The following is a 17,682-nucleotide window of genomic DNA, read 5'->3' as shown; positions in this document are numbered from 1 at the left end:
AATTTTGATTTTGCCATTATCTTTTTTTAAATTAATTTCTATTCTATATATTTGATTGTGAAGTGTTTTTGTAAAAATGATAAAAAATATTAAAAAAAAGGCCTTAAATAGTTGTGAGAAACGTAAAGATGTCTTAAATTTGCAACCGCAAAACAGGACACGTTTCTTTGAGCTTGGAGGGGTGCCAGAGTGGTAATGGAGCAGTTTGCTAAACTGTCATCGAGTAATCGGTGCCAGGGTTCGAGTCCCTGTCCCTCCGCTTTATAATTTGCTTTTCGGGGTGTAGCGTAGCTCGGTTATCGCGCCTGCTTTGGGAGCAGGAGGCCGCAGGTTCGAATCCTGCCACCCCGACTAATTTTACTCTGTTTATTACTACAGAGCACCTGCCTTCTAAGCAGGAGGTCAAAATAATAAATGGAGGCATAGCTCAGCTGGATAGAGCACCTGCCTTCTAAGCAGGCGGTCGAAGGTTCGAATCCTTCTGCCTTCACTTAAAACGATACTAGAAATAGTATCGTTTTTTTTGTTTTTATAGTTCCTGAAATCCCTTTATTTATTCTATTTTTATAAAAAATAGCATTTATGACTTCCTACTTCAAACCATTTGTACTTCTGTTTTCTTTTTTATGTATTGTTTCCTGTAAATCGCAAACTATTGTTTCTGCTGGTCAAGAAAGGGATTCTACAAGTATCAATGATACTACATTTGTAAATTTAAAAGAGTATAGTCAAGATTTTGTGTATGATATGAAGTATGCAACGTCTGATAATTTCCTGAAAGCAAAAGTGTATGATTGTGCGGAATGTTTTTTACGTTTAAAAACCGTTAATGCACTTGTTGATGTGAATAAAAAATTCTTGGAAAAAGGATACAAAATCAAAATTTTTGACTGTTACCGCCCTTTGGACATTCAGAAAAAAATGTGGAAAATTGTATCTAACCCTGAATATGTTGCAAATCCTGCCAAAGGTTCTATTCACAATAGAGGAGGAGCCGTAGATATTACTTTGGTAGACAGAAATGGAAAAGAATTAGACATGGGAACTTCTTTCGATTTTTTTGGAGTTGAGGCGGGCCACAATTATCCAAATCTTTCAGAAGAGGTAAAACAAAATAGAATACTATTAAAAACAATTATGTCTAGCAGCGGTTTTAATTCTTTTGATTCAGAATGGTGGCACTACAATTTGAAGTCAGGTTTGAATGATAAAGTTTCTAATGCTAAATGGGACTGTAAATAGTTCCTATTGAATACATTTTAAGTAATTGATGAAGTAGTTTTCCGGATTGTAAATTTCATTCGTTAATTCCGATTTAAACTCTTTTTTAAAGACATAATCTTCGGTGTCTGTCAAATATTTAATTCGCATCATCGATACCGGAGAGCTTTTTAATTCTTCAAAGCTATCTTTCATAAACATGAAAATACCTGTATTAACTCTATTATCAAATCCTTTATCGTCGCGTAACATGGTACCGCAATTTTCTTGATCGATATGTATCAATGTGATTATTTTTCCATTGTTTAACTGTAAAAATAATTTAGAATTTTTATCAAAACAATTCGCTTTCAAAAAATCTTTGCTTTTTTGAATTAATTGCACACTCAATGTTGGTATTCCATCTGTTAATGCTAATGAATAAAAAATATAACTGGAATTTCCGGCAAAATTTTTCTCGCTAATCATGTATTCTTTTGTCGATTTGTAAGTACCTAAAGAATCGGTAACATTTGCGTTATATTCACATGGTTTTTGAGCAAATATATTCAAGCTGAGGAATAATAAAGTTATTGTAATAACGTATTTCATTTTTATGATATTTTGGTGCAAATTAAAACTATTTTATGATTATTTTCATCAGTTGTGAAAAAACAATATACATTTCCTCCGTCTTTTATTTTCCATTTTTTTCGAATAGTTTCTACGCTGTCAGGAAAATTGCGGGTAGTTATATTTGCTTGACTTTTTTCTAAATAACTTTTCATTTCCGTTTTGTTGTAAGGAAATGTATTTTGAATTTCAAAAACGCGCCCCGGAAAAGATAGCAAGACCGTTGATGTATACAAATGAGAATGTTTGTGTAATTTATTTAGATTATAAAACGAGCTTACTTCATCAAATCCACCGGATTTCATGATAGCGCTATTGGGTTCGTATAAATACTTTTGAGGCAAGCTTAAGTTCGGGAATTTAGAATTTTCGTTCAGAACAAAATCAAATGTTTCTGTTTTATCTTTTAAAATATTGACAGTTTTAATGTTTATATTTCCAGAATAATCTTTGTGTAATTCCCATAACAATTCTTTCACTTCATTTTCTAAAGCTACGATATGAATCGTTTTTACATGTTTTAATTCGGATAATCCTGCAGAAATATCAAGAATAGGTGCTGTTTTTATTAGAACGGCATTTGAATGCGTAAAATAAAAATCAATATTTTCAGGAACATTTGGTAAACAATCCTTTAGCATGAATACTTTGCCTTTAGTGTCATTTCGTCTGGAAGGATCAATGTAAATCCAGTCCCATTTTGAATTTAAAGAGAATAAAGTCGCTAAACTGTCTCCGGCATAACAAGTGATATTGGAAACATCCAATTGCTCGAAATTATGTTTTACCAGATTTGACAATTCTGGATTAATTTCACAATGCGCAACAGTTTTTATTTTTTTTGCAAAATAAAAATCGTCAACTCCAAAGCCTCCCGTTAAATCGATTAGAGATTCCCCGGATACAATAGAAGCTTTATAGGCTGCGGTTTTTTCGGATGACGTTTGTTCTATTGAAATTTTACTGGGGTAAATAATATTTTCGGTCGAAAACCAAGTTGGGAGTTTTTCTTTAGCTTTTGTTTTGGCTTCTATTTGGTTCAAAATAGAAATCCAATCCACTTCTTGAAAGGGATTTTTTTGCAGTGCTAATTTTGAAATGCTTTTGCCAATATTATTATCGATAAACGCCTGTATTTCGGCATTTAGAATCCTTAAATCCAAAATTAAATATCTTTAGTTAATAGTTGAATGATTTTGTTTTCAGGAAAGAATTCTTTTCCAATCACTTTTATTATGGTATATAAAGGAACTGCCACAATCATCCCTACTATTCCAAAAAGGAAACCTGCAATTAGGATTACTAGAAAGATTTCTAAAGGATGTGAGCTGACGCTTTTGGAAAAAATTATAGGTTGCGACAGATTATTATCTATTACTTGAACAATCCAAAAACCTATTAATACATAAATTGTTGTAGGCAAAATTTCAGATTGAAAATCACTTCCTAAATTACTCATCATAGTTAAAATTGCCGCTAAAAAAGAGGCAATCAATGGACCAATATACGGAATGATATTTAGCACCGCGCATAAAAAAGCAATAACAATAGCATTTGGAACACCAAAAATAACTAGAACTATAAGGTATAAAAGGAATACAATAAATAATTGAAGCAGTAAACCAATAAAATAACGAGACAGTAAATGATTTATTTTTTCCAATGAATTCAAAATTTGATCTTCATGACTGTCTGGAATTAATTTCTTTGCGCCAACAATAAACATTAATCGGTCTTTTAAAAAGAAAAAAGTAATGAACAGAACCGAGCCCAATCCCATTCCGAAACTGCTGATGGTACCTAAAATTGCATTTAAAAAATTAGGGATAATATTGAAATTTATTTTAGAGGTAATGTTTGCTTCTTTTAAAACTTGTGCAGAATCAATTTGGTGATTGTCCAAAAACACAGTGATTTGATTGATTAACTGAACTATATTTTTTTCAATTTCAGTAGTGTTAAGAAGTGATAAATTTTCTCCTTGTGATAAAATTAAAGGTATAAACATCATTATAAACCCTAATATGATCAATATGAAAATAAATAAAGTAGTAATAGTTGCAAATAGATGATTGAATTTCAATCTTTTTTTGAAAAAGTCTAAAATAGGATTTCCAATCAGTGTAAGTATAAAAGATACCACTAGATAAATTAGAACCGATTGAATTTTATAGAAGAAGAACAAAATTAAACCAACGAAAACCGTTGTTAATAATGCTCTGATAATGCCATTTGAAATGGTTTTAGATGTAATCATATTGCTATTTTAGGTTATAAAGATAAAAAAAACTCGCTAACAAGTAGCGAGTTTTAAAATCTAAAAAAACTAAAAAATTATATTCCAAAACTAGCTCTTGATCCGCCAGAAACGAATAAAGCAGCCATTCTTGATTTTTGACCGTTAGAGAACATATACATTCCTCTATCGTCTGTGTAATCCATGTAATTCATAGTCATTTCTACTGGAGTTCCTGAACAAGTGCTGTAATGCGGGTAAGCAGGTACACCGTAGTTAGCAGTGTTGTGCGTAGGTGTATCAGAAACTAAATCACTTCCACAAGTTGCATCTCCCCAAATGTGACGTAAGTTCATCCAGTGACCAACTTCGTGAGTAGCTGTTCTTCCTAAGTTGTAAGGATAAATAGCAGTTCCTGTAGTTCCTAAATATTTAGAATCAATTGCAACACCATCTGTTGAAGATGATCCTCCAGGAAACTGAGCATATCCTAAGATTCCACCACCAATAGTACAAATCCAAAGATTTAATTTTGTTGTTGGAGATGTTGGAGCCAAACCACCATAAGTAGTTTTCTTCATAGTGTCTGTTGTTCCCCAAGATGTTTTAGTAGTTGATTTTCTGATTACTTGGTCTAAAACAAAAGAGATTCCTACATTCGCTTTAACTCCAGAAAATAATGCAGGAACGCTATTGAAATCAGAATTAGCTGCGTTAAAATCTTTGTTTAATACATCAATTTGTGATTGGATCTGTGCTAATGAAATATTTTCGGCAGTAGTTCTGTAAAGAACATTTACAACTACAGGAATTTGAACCTTTCCGTTTACTAAACGTGCAGTAGACATTGTTTTTTGTGTGAATGCTTCAATTTCGTTCATTCTTAAGGCTAAAGTTGGATCAGCCTTCATTTGGGCCGCTAAAACCTCTTGAGATGCACAACCGCGTTTTGTAACCGCATCAGCAGATGGAGTCATTTCTGTTGTGTCATTTTGACAAGAAAAAAGCATCAATAATGCTACAGCAGATAAAAGAATTTTTTTCATAATAAATTTGTTATAAATTAATGGTTTTGGTTAATTATTTAACAATTTTATAACAATTTTTCCTAAAAACAAATTTTTTAAACATTTATTTAAAAAATAATTCAAAAAGATGTTGAAATTATGCTTTTAGGGTATGAACTTTAAATAGTTCAACCTTACAATTTTAGCATATAATGCTATTAAATAAGATTTATGGAGTTAATATCTACTTCAGCATTAAACGAAAAATAAAATCATATAAGCTTTTAAATAAAAAAGAGGCGACCTAAAAAGTCGCCTCTCTTATTAAGTTTTAAAGGGAATTATATTCCGAAACCTGCTCTTGATCCACCAGAAACAAAAATTGCAGCCATTCTTGATTTTTGACCGTTAGAGAACATGTACATTCCTCTATCGTCTGTGTAATCCATGTAGTTCATAGTCATTTCTACCGGAGTTCCAGTACAAGTGCTGTAATGTGGGTAAGCTGGTACACCGTAGTTAGCAGTGTTGTGTGTCGGTGTATCAGAAACTAAATCACTTCCACAAGTAGCATCTCCCCAAATGTGACGTAAGTTCATCCAGTGACCAACTTCGTGAGTAGCTGTTCTTCCTAAGTTATAAGGATAAGCTCCTGATCCAGATAATCCAAAATATTTTGAATCGATTACAACACCATCAGTAGTTGTTGATCCTCCAGGAAATTGAGCATAACCTAAGATTCCACCACCAATAGTACAAGCCCACATGTTAAGTTTTGTTGTAGGTGAAGTAGGATCTAAACCTCCTTGTTTTGTTTTTTTCATAGCATCTCTAGTTCCCCAAGATGTTTTAGTAGTAGATTTTCTATTTACTGTTTCTAAAACAAAAGTGATTCCAACATTTGCAGCAACTCCAGAGAATAAAGCAGGTGTACTGCTGAAATCTGAATTAGTTGCATTAAAATCGTCATTTAATACATCAATTTGAGATTGAATTTGAGCATCAGAAATGTTTTCTGCGGCAGTTTTGTACAATACGTTTACTACAACAGGAATTTCAACTTTACCGTTTACTAAACGACCAGATAACATTGCTTTTTGAGTAAATGCTTCAATTTCGTTCATTCTTAAAGCTAAAGTTGGGTCAGCTTTCAATTGCGCTTCAAGAACTTCTTGAGACGCACAACCGCGTCGTGCCAATACACTGGCTTCTGGTGCAACTTCTGTTGTTTCATTTTGACAAGAGAAAAGCATCAATAATGCTACGGCAGATAAAAGAATTTTTTTCATAAAAAATTTGTTATAAATTAATAGATTTGGTTAATTATTTCACAATTCTATAACAATTTTTTCACAAAAAAAATTTTATTGAAAAAAAAAATTAAAAAATAAATCATTCTATTGATTTTACTGCTTTGAGTTAATTTTAAAGATTTACAATTTACAAGTACTTTCATACAAATTTTTTTCAACCAGATTTCAACATTCCAAAATTGTAGTGATAATGGATTCATTTAAGAGATATTTTGTCATTAAATAAAATAATCTCATAAATGTATATGAAATTGATGTTTTTATTTTTTGCTGGAAATAGCCTTTTGGAGGTTCTTTTTCCTTATTTTTCAGTACCTGTGTGTGTAATATGTTTTTGTTGAAACGGTTTTAAATGAAAACGCCTATTCAAATCTAAATATTGAATAGGTCGTTTTTAAATGAAACTTAAAAACAGAATTCTTAATTATTAAAAATATAATTAAGAATATTTGCACCCATTTTTAATGCTTTTTCACGAACATCAATTGGGTCGTTATTCACTTCAGGATCTTCCCAACCGTCTCCTAAATCACATTCGTAGGTGTAAAGCAATACTAATTTGTTTTCAACAAATATCCCGAAGGCTTGCGGTCGTTTTCCATCATGCTCATGTATTTTTGGCAATCCGTTTGGGAATGAATACGGTTTTTGAAAAATGGCATGATTGGATGGGATTTCAATCAGGTTATTATTTGGAAATATTTTTTTTATTTCTTTTCGTATGTATTGATCCATACCGTAATTATCATCAATATGGAGAAATCCTCCAGCGAGTAAATAATTTTTAAGATTACTACTGTCAGCATCACTAAAAACAACATTTCCATGTCCTGTCATGTGAACATAGGGATAGGAGAATAAGTCAGGACTGCTGGGTTCAACAGTTGATGGTTTTGTTTTTATTCGGGTATTGATATTGGCATTACAATATTTTATCAAGTTGGGCAATGATGTAGGATTTGCATACCAATCACCGCCGCCGCTATATTTTACCAAAGCGATTTCTTGTGAAAATGTTGGTATTGAAAACAATAACAGGAGATAAAATAGTTGTTTCATAATTGCATAAAATCAGTTCTTATTCTTCTTCATTGACAAAAACTACGCTATGGCAGGCGACAATTGCAGCGGTTTCAGTCCTTAATCTGGTATTTCCTAATGAAACTGGGATAAAGCTATTTTCAAGAGCTAAAGCAATTTCTTTTTCGGAAAAATCACCTTCCGGACCTATGAGTAGCGTTATATTTTCATTGGGTTTCAAAACTGATTTCAGTGTTCTTTTATCCGTTTCTTCGCAATGTGCAATCAGTTTTAAACCTTCTCTTTCAAGTTTAATGAATTCTTTGAAGGTTATGGCATTATTTAATTTTGGTAAATACAATTCATTAGATTGCTTCATGGCCGCCAACAAAATTTTATCAAATCGTTCATTATTGATGACTTTTCGCTCGGAATGATCACAAATGATAGGCGTGATTTCGTGTATGCCTATTTCGGTTGCTTTTTCAAGAAACCATTCGTAACGATCATTCATTTTAGTAGGTGCTACGGCTAAATGCAAATGAAATTTTGAGGCTGGTGCTTTTTCGAAAGAAAGGATTTTAACGGTGCATTTGCTATCCGAAGCTAATGTGATTTCTGTTTTAAATAAAAAACCCAAGCCATTGGTTACAAATAATATATCGGTATCTTTCTTTCGTAATACTTTAATAATATGTTTGCTTTCTTCTTTATCAAAAGAAAAAGTTTCGGTAGATTCTGTAATATTTGGATTGTAAAATAATTGCATAATTTATAATTGTATTCTTGCTTTAGAAACAACAGAAGAAGTTTCAAATTTTTGCGATAAAAACTTTTGATAACCTACAATTCCAATCATTGCAGCATTATCGGTAGTATATTCAAATTTAGGAATAAAGGTTTTCCAACCGTATTTATTCTCTGTTTCTTTTAATGTGTTTCGAATTCCAGAATTTGCAGAAACTCCTCCGCCAATTGCTATTTGTTTTATTCCGGTTTCCTTTACTGCCAATTTTATTTTGTCCATTAAAATTTCAATAATCGTATGTTGAATGGATGCACAAATATCATTGAGGTTTTCGTCAACAAAATTGGGGTTTTCTAATTTTTTCTTTTGAATAAAATACAGAATAGCTGTTTTTAAACCTGAAAAGCTGAAATCCAATCCTGGAACTTTTGGTTTAGTAAATGCAAAAGCTTTTGGATTTCCTAATTGAGCATATTTGTCAATTAAAGGACCTCCAGGATAGGGAAGACCCAGTATTTTTGCACTTTTATCAAAAGCTTCGCCAACCGCATCGTCAGTGGTTTCTCCAATTACGGTCATTTCAAAATAGTTGTCCACTTTTATAATTTGAGTATGTCCACCGCTTATGGTCAACGCCAAAAAAGGGAAAGTAGGTTTTTCATATCCTTCTTCATCTATAAAATGGGCTAAAACGTGCGCCTGCATATGGTTTACAGCAATCAATGGAACTTTCAAGGCCAAAGCAATTGATTTTGCAAATGAGCTTCCTACTAAAAGCGACCCCATCAGTCCGGGACCTTGTGTAAAGGCAATTGCCGATAGCTGTTCTTTTTGTATATTTGCATTACGAAGCGCGGCATCGATTACCGGAACTATGTTTTGTTGGTGCGCGCGAGAGGCCAGTTCAGGAACCACGCCGCCATATTGATTGTGTATAAGCTGATTTGCAACAACATTCGACAACACTTTATCGTTTTGTAAAATAGCAGCAGCGGTATCGTCACAGGAACTTTCGATGGCAAGAATAAAAACCTCGGAATTTTGCATAAAAAGGCACAGATTTTGAATTACATTTGACAAGTCGATTGTAAAAATCGTTTTGTAGCAGCCAAAATTAAAGAATTTTTATTTAAGGTGCTTCCGTTTCCAAAGGCAAAATGAAATATTAGAAAATTTAAATTATATATAGGTATCAAAAAAATTAAAAAAATAGTATTTCGTTCTCTGCTTGGACTAATCCTACTTTTGTTGGTACTCGGTATTACTCTCACCATGCCATTTGTTCAAACAAAAATTGCTCAATATTTTACAAATAGCATTAATAAAGATTTTGGCACTAATATTAATATTGATGAAGTTGCCATTTCAGTTTTTGGAGGTGTAAAGTTTAAAAAAGTATTGATTCGTGATCATCATAAAGATACTTTAATTTATGCCAATAGAATTTCAACCACTATTTTAGAAGGTAAAAAAATGCTCGATGGAGATTTAATCTTTGATGATTTAGATTTACATGGGCTGCTTTTTAATTTGAGAACGTATAAAAACGAAAAACAATCCAATCTCGATAAGTTTATCGCAGCTTTTGAAACTGGAAAGCCATCAACCAAGAAATTTTTATTAAAAGTAAATACTTTAAAAATTTATGATGGTCATTTTATTTTGACTGATGACAATCGTGAGAATCCTAAGGATTTAGATTTTACTAAACTGAATGCTTCAGTAACTGATTTCAAAATATACGGTCCGGATGTTACCACAATGATTAATAGAATGTCGTTTTTGGATTTCCGTGGTTTGTATGTTAAAAATTTAAGTTCCAAATTCAGTTATTCGAAAAAGAATATAAAACTGGAAAATCTTGATTTGTTGACCAAAGAATCAACGCTGAAAGGAACTGTTTTATTAAAATATAAAATTGAAGATTTTTCTAATTTTACCGATAAAGTTCAGTTTGATATAAAATTAGATGCAGCGTCAATTGCTTCAAATGACATTCGTTATTTTTATAAAGAATTAGGCAAAAACCAACATTTTTATACCAAAGCAAGTATAAAAGGGACTTTAAATGATTTAAGGTTTAAAAACTTAAAATTAGTTGATGACCGTAAAACGCGAATCAATGGTGATATCAATTTTAAAAATTTGTTTGCCAAAAAAGGGCAAAAATTTTCTATGTATGCCAAATTTGATAAGCTAACTTCCAGTTATGATGATTTAATTGTAATACTTCCCAATATTCTAGGAAATAAATTACCTACTTCTTTAAAAAAATTAGGAAGATTTACCGCTGTAGGAACTTCTAATGTTTCAACTACTGCAGTTGAAGCTGATTTTTCTATGATTACCGCATTGGGAAAAGTGACTTCTAATTTAGCAATACAAAATATTGATGTAATTGATAAGGCTTCCTATTTAGGGAATGTTATTTTAGAAAATTTTGATATTGGGACATTATTTGATCAAAAGGAGCTTGGTAGTGTAAGTTTGAATATTGATGTAGACGGAAAAGGTTTTAAACGGGAATATCTTAATACCGCAATAAAAGGAGATATTAGTCAAATCGATTATAAAAACTATAATTATACCAATATTGTTGTCAATGGAACGCTTAAAAGTCCTAATTATAAAGGTCAAATATCTGTTAATGACCCTAATTTAAGCATGACTTTTGATGGTTTATTGGATTTAAGTAAAAAAGACAGCCGATACGATTTTCATATAAATGTTGAAAACGCTGATTTAACTAAATTGAAATTAGTAAAAGATTCTGTTTCTATTTTCAAAGGGGATGTTGTGGTGGAAGCTTCGGGAAATAATATAGAGAATTTTCAAGGAAATGTTTACATTAATAAAACGTCTTATCAAAATACAAAGGGAATTTACAACTTTGATGATTTTACAATAATTTCCAGTTTTGACCAAAACAAAATCCGAACCATAACAGTAAACTCTCCGGATATTGTTGAAGGTGAAATTGTAGGTAGATATGAATTCAATCAGTTGGAGAATTTAGTAAAAAATTCTTTGGGAAGTCTTTATACAAATTTCAAACCAAGTAAGGTCAAAAAAGGGCAGTTTCTTAAATTCAATTTCTCGATTTATAATAAAATCATCGAAATATTTTATCCTGATATTTCAATCGGTTCTAATACTATAGTTAAAGGAAATATAAACTCTGATAATCAAGAATTTAAACTTAATTTTAATTCGCCTCAAATAGTAGCTTCCAATAATACATTTGATAATATCCGAGTTACGGTAGATAATAAAAATCCACTTTATAATGCTTACATTGAATTGGATAGCATAAAAACGAAATATTATAAAATTCGTGATTTTAGTGTGATAAATGTGACCATGAAAGATACTTTGTTCTTTCGTTCAGAATTTAAAGGCGGTTCAAAAGGGGAAGATTATTATAATCTGAATTTATATCATACCATCAATAAAGACAATAATAACGTTGTTGGAATCAGTAAATCAGAAGTGAAATTCAAGGATTATCTATGGTTTTTGAATGAAAATGAAACGCCAAATAATCAGATTGTTTTTGATAAATCATTTAAGAATTTTGATATTGATAATATAATATTGTCGCATGAAAATCAGTCTATTTCGTTAATGGGTGCTTTTAAAGGCTCTAATGTCAAGGATTTGAAATTGAGCTTTAAAGATGTAGATCTAAACCAAATTACGCCTGCCAACAACAAGTTTGTTACTCATGGAAATATAAATGGTGAGGTGAATTTTAAGCAAAATAATAATGTTTATCAGCCTACATCTTCCATAGTAATCGATAATTTGAATGTCAATAAAACAGATTTAGGTACTTTGAATTTTGAAATTGAAGGGGATGAAAGCCTTAGAAAGTTTACCATAAATTCTAATTTAGAAAATAAAAATTTTGAATCTTTTAATGCCAATGGAAGCTTTGAAATAGTTAACAAAGAAACTATTCTGGATTTAAAACTAAAATTCGAAAAGTTTAACATTGCAACTCTTAACTCGCTTGGCGGGGAGGTTTTATCAAATATTAGAGGTTCTATTTCCGGTAATGCCACGATTGAAGGAAATCTTAAAAAACCGAATATTAATGGGCGTTTATTTTTGGATGATGCCGGTATAACGATTCCATATTTGAATGTTGATTATGCATTGAGCAACAATACCATTATTGACCTTACCGATGAGAAATTTCTGTTTAGAAATAATACGCTTACGGATACAAAATACGGGACTGTAGGGAAATTAAACGGAAGTATTGAGCATAATAATTTTGCAGATTGGAAGCTGGATTTAGCCATTAGCTCCAAAAGGCTTTTAGCGTTAGATACTCAAGACAGTGAAGATGCTGCTTATTATGGAACTGCTTTTATTGACGGTATAGCCACTATAAAAGGGCCAACGAATTCTTTGTTTATAAAAGTTGACGCAAAATCTGAAAAAGGAACAGCTGTAAAAATCCCTATTAATAATGCCGAAAGCGTAAGTGATAATGTTTTTCTACATTTTGTGACCGCTCAAGAAAAATACAATCTAGAAAACGGAATTACGGATAATTCCAGAAACTACAACGGACTGGAATTAGAGTTTGATTTGGATATTACACCGGATGCTGAAGTAGAAGTAATTTTGGATCGAAATACTGGTCATGGAATGAAAGGGAAAGGTTTTGGATCTTTATTGTTTAAAATAAATACTTTAGGAAAATTCAATATGTGGGGGGATTTCCAGGCGTATGAGGGAACCTATAATTTTAAATATGGAGGACTTATTGATAAGAAATTTGCAGTTAGAAAAGGTGGTTCTATTTCTTGGGAAGGAAATCCGATGAGAGCACAATTAAACCTTGAAGCGGTATATAAAACTACAGCAAATCCTGCTGTATTGCTAGATAATTCATCGTTTAACACTAAAGTTCCTGTTGAAGTAGTGATTGGTATTCGAGGCGATTTGACGAGTCCAGAACCTGATTTTAATATTGAATTCCCAACAGTAAGTAATGTTTTGAAATCAGAAATTCAATATAAATTAAACGATAAGGATGTAAGACAAACTCAAGCTTTGTATTTATTATCATCTGGTGGTTTTTTAAGTCCGGAAGGAGTGAGTCAATCTGATTTTTCAGGAAGTTTATTCGAGACTGCTTCTAGTATACTTGGTGGAATCATACAATCGGATGATGAGAAATTTAAAGTAGGTCTTAATTTCATTGGTGCGGACAGAAGAATAGGAAAAGAAACTGACGGAAGATTTGTAGCTACAATTTCATCAAAAATTAATGAAAGAATTACGATTAATGGAAAACTCGGAGTTCCTTTTGGAGGGATTAATGAATCAGCAATCGTAGGAGATGTTGAAGTTTTGTATAGAGTAAATGAGGATGGAACACTTAATTTACGTCTTTTTAATAAAGAGAATGATATTAATTATATAGGTCAAGGAATTGGTTATACACAAGGTTTAGGGGTTTCTTATGAGGTCGATTTTGATACTTTTAAAGAGCTAGTTAATAAAATTTTTAAAAATCTAAAAATAGACCGAGCTACTGTTCCTGTTGCCGAAGATCAAGATTCTGATATGTCTCCGGATTATATTAATTTTTCTAAATCAAATAAATCCGTTCCCAAAAAGATCAAGAAAAATCAAGAAGGTTTGCTTCCTGAGGAAAACTAATAGTTGGTCTTTTCGAATACAAAAACTACGAATTCTGAATAAAAATGCAGTTTAATGTTGCTGGCGATTAATATTTCGAACAGTCAATCGCTGTATAAAATCATAATTATTTTTTAAAGTTTACAGAAGAAAACGCTCTTTTTGTATCTTAGTAACAAATAATTAATGTATTGTCTTGATTTTTAATCAAAAAAACAAGCGAATTGTTAATTATCAAATAAAAATCGATTATTTTTCAATTTTGTTAAATAAAATCCTTTTTATTTTGTTTTTCCAAAAACTTATCAACGAAAACGTTTGAATTTGGAACGGTTTACTAATTTATTAAAAACACAGCTTTAAAAGTGCTGAATGTTTGCTAATTTTACACTTTAATACTTAAATAATGCCAAAAACAATAAAAAAAGTTGGCGTTCTAACTTCGGGAGGAGACTCACCAGGAATGAATGCAGCTATTCGATCAGTTGTTCGAACATGTGCTTATCATAATATAGAATGCATAGGGATTTATAGAGGATATCAAGGAATGATTGAAGGAGACTTCAAAGAAATGGGACCTCGAAGTGTAAACAACATTGTAAATAAAGGAGGGACGATTCTTAAATCGGCTCGATCTTTAGAATTTAAAACTCCAGAAGGAAGAAAAAAAGCACACGAAAATCTTACTAAAGCAGGAATTGACGCTTTAGTGGTAATAGGAGGTGACGGAACTTTTACCGGAGGTTTATTATTCAATACCGAATTTAATTTTCCAGTAATGGGAATCCCGGGAACTATTGATAATGATATTTTTGGGACGAGTCATACTTTAGGGTACGATACTGCTTTAAATACTGTAGTTGATGTAATTGATAAAATTAGAGATACTGCAAGTTCTCACAACCGATTATTCTTTGTAGAAGTAATGGGAAGAGACGCTGGGCATATCGCTTTGAATGCAGGTATTGGTGCAGGAGCCGAAGAAATTTTAATTCCTGAAGAAGATTTAGGTTTAGACCGATTATTAGAATCACTGCAAAAAAGTAAAGCTTCAGGAAAATCATCCAGTATAGTTGTTATTGCTGAAGGAGATAAAATTGGGAAAAATGTATTCGAATTAAAAGATTATGTTGAAGCCAATTTGCCTGAATATGATGTTAGAGTTTCAGTTTTAGGTCACATGCAACGAGGTGGTTCCCCATCTTGTTTTGACAGAGTCTTAGCCAGTAGATTAGGTGTAAAAGCCGTTGAATCTTTATTGGAAGGGAAGTCAAATTATATGGTTGGATTGCAAAATGATAAAGTAGCGTTAACGCCTTTAGAACAAGCAATTAAAGGAAAAACAATGATTGATAGAGAATTATTGAGAGTTTCAGATATTATGTCTACATAAGTGGTTAAAGTTTATTGTGAGGAAATTAGACTTTAGGTTGAGTTAATAAAAATAAACAAAAAAATTAAAGTAAAATGTCAAAAGTAAAATTAGGAATAAACGGATTTGGAAGAATTGGAAGAATTGTTTTCAGAGAGTCTTTCAACAGAGATAATGTAGAAGTTGTAGCAATCAATGATTTATTAGATGTAGATCACTTAGCTTACTTGTTAAAATATGATTCAGTTCACGGTCGTTTCAATGGAACTGTTGAAGTTACTGATGGAAAACTTTTTGTAAACGGAAAAAACATTCGTATTACTGCTGAAAGAAATCCTGCAGATTTAAAATGGAATGAAGTTGATGTTGATGTAGTTGCTGAATGTACTGGTTTCTTTACAACTATTGAAACTGCAAACGAGCACATCAAAGGTGGTGCAAAAAAAGTAATTATTTCAGCTCCTTCTGCTGATGCTCCAATGTTTGTAATGGGAGTAAACCATGAGGAAGCTTTAGCAACTGATATGGTTGTTTCTAATGCATCTTGTACTACTAACTGTTTAGCTCCATTAGCTAAAGTTATCAATGATAACTTTGGAATTGTTGAAGCGTTGATGACTACTGTTCACGCAACAACTTCAACTCAAATGACTACTGATGGCCCTTCTAGAAAAGACTGGAGAGGTGGACGTGCTGCTTCATGCAACATCATCCCATCTTCTACAGGTGCTGCTAAAGCAGTAGGAAAAGTTATTCCTTCATTGAACGGAAAATTAACAGGTATGTCAATGCGTGTTCCTACAACTGATGTTTCTGTAGTTGATTTAACTGTAAAAGTTGAAAAAGAAACTACTTACGAAGAAATTATGGCTGTATTGAAAAATGCTTCTGAAACTACAATGAAAGGTATCTTAGGATATACTGAGGATTTAGTTGTTTCTCAAGATTTCGTTTCTGATTCAAGAACATCTATCATTGATGCTAATGCAGGAATTGGATTGAACTCTACTTTTTTCAAAATCATCTCTTGGTATGATAATGAATATGGTTATTCTAGCAAATTAATTGATTTATCTGTACACATTGCAGGTTTAAAATAATTCTTTATATTTACAAATCCCGTTATATTATATTTAACGGGATTTTATTTTTTGTTTACTTTTTTGAATGTAAATTTTATACTGCACACATTTTAAACTAGAAAAACGAAACACAAAAACCAAAAAAACCAAAAAAAATGAGATTATTAGTTGATAGTGGTTCTACTAAAGCCGATTGGATTGCGATAGATGATGCCGGAAAAGTATTGTTCACCACACAAACATTAGGATTAAATCCAGAAATTCTAGATGGAGATGAAATTATTGAACGTCTAAATGATCGTTTTGATATATTGCAAAATAAAAAAGAGGCCACTCATTTATTTTTCTATGGCGCAGGCTGTGGAACTGATAGAATGAAAATTTCACTTTCACAAATTTTTCAAAACTATTTTCCTAACGCAATTATTGTAGTTGAAGAGGATACTTATGCTGCAGTTTACGCTACAACGCCTAAAGGTGAAAAAGCTATTGTCAGCATATTAGGAACCGGATCTAACTGTAGTTATTTTGATGGAAAAGAATTGCACCAAAAAGTACAATCATTAGGATATATCGTTATGGATGATTGTAGTGGTAATGTTTTTGGAAAAGAATTAATCAGAAAGTATTATTTCAATAAAATGCCTAAAGAATTGGCAGTAGAATTTGAGAAAGAATACGATTTAGATCCTGATGCTATTAAAAGTAAATTATACAAAGAAGCAAATCCTAATGCTTACTTAGCAACATTTGCAAAGTTCTTAATTCAACATAAAGACACTGAGTTCTGTAGAAAAATAATTTTAAAAGGAATGAAATCTTTTGTGAAAAATTATATTAAACAATTTGATAATTGCAAGGAAGTACCTGTTCACTTTGTGGGATCTATTGCGTTTTATTTGAAAGATGAATTGCAAGAGACTTTCGATAAATATGAATTACAATTAGGTAATGTACTTAGAAGACCAATTGATGGACTTATTGCGTATCATATTGCCAACAAATAAAAATCTAGATGATTGCAATACTAACTAAAGTATTGCAATCATTGAAATTTCAACATTTACATTTTTTGGCAAACATGCCACTTGAACCGTTTCACGAGCTGGAGCGGTTTTTTCGTTAAAATAAGAACCATAAACGGTATTTATTTTTCCAAAATCATTCATATCCATGATGAATATGGTTGTTTTTACAACATTTTCAAATGACATTCCTGCTGCTTCAAGTACGGCTTTCATGTTTTGCATTACTTGCTCGGTTTCCGCTTCAATAGTTTCCGTAGTCAATTCTCCAGTTGCAGGATTAATTGCAATCTGACCAGAAGTATATAGCGTATTTCCTTTAAGAACAGCTTGGTTATATGGCCCGATTGGTGCCGGAGCATTTTCTGTAAAAATTATCTTTTTCATA

14 protein-coding genes and 3 tRNA genes are annotated in these 17,682 nt (G+C 31.8%); 8 read left to right on the top strand and 9 right to left on the bottom strand.

What is annotated here, in order from left to right; translation table 11 throughout:
* Nucleotides 1-175 precede the first annotated feature (175 nt).
* From Q1W72_RS02035 to Q1W72_RS02020, 4 genes are all read left to right on the top strand, one after another.
* Nucleotides 176-259 (top strand) — tRNA-Ser (locus Q1W72_RS02035).
* 17 nt (nt 260-276) lie between these two features.
* A tRNA-Pro gene (locus tag Q1W72_RS02030) sits at nt 277-351 on the top strand.
* 65 nt (nt 352-416) lie between these two features.
* A tRNA-Arg gene (locus Q1W72_RS02025) sits at nt 417-490 on the top strand.
* A 92-nt stretch (nt 491-582) separates the two neighbouring features.
* Nucleotides 583-1,242, top strand: a complete 660-nt coding sequence (locus tag Q1W72_RS02020) for a M15 family metallopeptidase (protein ID WP_302137070.1) — start codon at nt 583-585, stop codon at nt 1,240-1,242.
* Nucleotides 1,243-1,245: 3 nt separating this feature from the next.
* Here Q1W72_RS02020 and Q1W72_RS02015 read toward each other — a convergent pair whose 3' ends face one another.
* The 8 genes from Q1W72_RS02015 to tsaD form a co-directional block, all read right to left on the bottom strand.
* On the bottom strand, nt 1,246-1,812 hold the full coding sequence (locus tag Q1W72_RS02015) for a hypothetical protein (RefSeq protein WP_302137068.1): 567 nt from the start codon (nt 1,810-1,812) through the stop codon (nt 1,246-1,248).
* 2 nt (nt 1,813-1,814) lie between these two features.
* Nucleotides 1,815-2,996 carry a class I SAM-dependent methyltransferase gene (locus Q1W72_RS02010; RefSeq protein ID WP_302137066.1) on the bottom strand — a complete coding sequence of 394 codons (1,182 nt, stop codon included), beginning with the start codon at nt 2,994-2,996 and terminating at the stop codon, nt 1,815-1,817.
* Between the two features lie 2 nt (nt 2,997-2,998).
* A complete protein-coding gene (locus Q1W72_RS02005) occupies nt 2,999-4,090 on the bottom strand; it encodes an AI-2E family transporter (protein ID WP_302137064.1) in 1,092 nt (363 codons plus the stop codon).
* Between the two features lie 77 nt (nt 4,091-4,167).
* A complete protein-coding gene (locus tag Q1W72_RS02000; protein ID WP_302137063.1) occupies nt 4,168-5,115 on the bottom strand; it encodes a zinc metalloprotease in 948 nt (315 codons plus the stop codon).
* 302 nt (nt 5,116-5,417) lie between these two features.
* The gene (locus tag Q1W72_RS01995) at nt 5,418-6,365 is read right to left on the bottom strand and encodes a zinc metalloprotease (RefSeq protein WP_099715678.1); all 948 of its coding nucleotides are present in this window, start codon (nt 6,363-6,365) and stop codon (nt 5,418-5,420) included.
* Between the two features lie 444 nt (nt 6,366-6,809).
* The gene (locus Q1W72_RS01990; RefSeq protein ID WP_121341938.1) at nt 6,810-7,448 is read right to left on the bottom strand and encodes a DUF4159 domain-containing protein; all 639 of its coding nucleotides are present in this window, start codon (nt 7,446-7,448) and stop codon (nt 6,810-6,812) included.
* Between the two features lie 19 nt (nt 7,449-7,467).
* Entirely contained in the window at nt 7,468-8,178 is a 711-nt protein-coding gene (locus tag Q1W72_RS01985) for a 16S rRNA (uracil(1498)-N(3))-methyltransferase (RefSeq protein ID WP_302137062.1), read from the bottom strand.
* A gap of 3 nt (nt 8,179-8,181) precedes the next feature.
* The gene (gene tsaD, locus Q1W72_RS01980) at nt 8,182-9,204 is read right to left on the bottom strand and encodes a tRNA (adenosine(37)-N6)-threonylcarbamoyltransferase complex transferase subunit TsaD (protein WP_121343302.1); all 1,023 of its coding nucleotides are present in this window, start codon (nt 9,202-9,204) and stop codon (nt 8,182-8,184) included.
* A 225-nt stretch (nt 9,205-9,429) separates the two neighbouring features.
* Between tsaD and Q1W72_RS01975 the strand changes: the two genes are divergently transcribed.
* The 4 genes from Q1W72_RS01975 (at nt 9,430) to Q1W72_RS01960 (ending at nt 17,276) form a co-directional block, all read left to right on the top strand.
* Nucleotides 9,430-13,836 carry a translocation/assembly module TamB domain-containing protein gene (locus Q1W72_RS01975; protein WP_302137060.1) on the top strand — a complete coding sequence of 1,469 codons (4,407 nt, stop codon included), beginning with the start codon at nt 9,430-9,432 and terminating at the stop codon, nt 13,834-13,836.
* Between the two features lie 385 nt (nt 13,837-14,221).
* Entirely contained in the window at nt 14,222-15,208 is a 987-nt protein-coding gene (pfkA, locus tag Q1W72_RS01970) for a 6-phosphofructokinase (protein WP_099715673.1), read from the top strand.
* A 74-nt stretch (nt 15,209-15,282) separates the two neighbouring features.
* Entirely contained in the window at nt 15,283-16,287 is a 1,005-nt protein-coding gene (gene gap, locus Q1W72_RS01965; protein WP_099715672.1) for a type I glyceraldehyde-3-phosphate dehydrogenase, read from the top strand.
* Nucleotides 16,288-16,424: 137 nt separating this feature from the next.
* On the top strand, nt 16,425-17,276 hold the full coding sequence (locus Q1W72_RS01960) for an N-acetylglucosamine kinase (protein ID WP_099715671.1): 852 nt from the start codon (nt 16,425-16,427) through the stop codon (nt 17,274-17,276).
* A gap of 24 nt (nt 17,277-17,300) precedes the next feature.
* On the opposite strand, the gene Q1W72_RS01955 is transcribed toward Q1W72_RS01960, so the two are convergent.
* A complete protein-coding gene (locus tag Q1W72_RS01955) occupies nt 17,301-17,681 on the bottom strand; it encodes a Rid family detoxifying hydrolase (RefSeq protein ID WP_099715670.1) in 381 nt (126 codons plus the stop codon).
* Between the last annotated feature and the right edge of the window lies 1 nt (nt 17,682).

Source organism: Flavobacterium sp. ZE23DGlu08, assembly GCF_030505335.1.
GTDB classification, from domain to species: domain Bacteria; phylum Bacteroidota; class Bacteroidia; order Flavobacteriales; family Flavobacteriaceae; genus Flavobacterium; species Flavobacterium algoritolerans.
The sequence above is the reverse complement of the archived record's forward strand: the minus strand, read 5'-3'. Positions and strand labels throughout refer to the sequence as shown.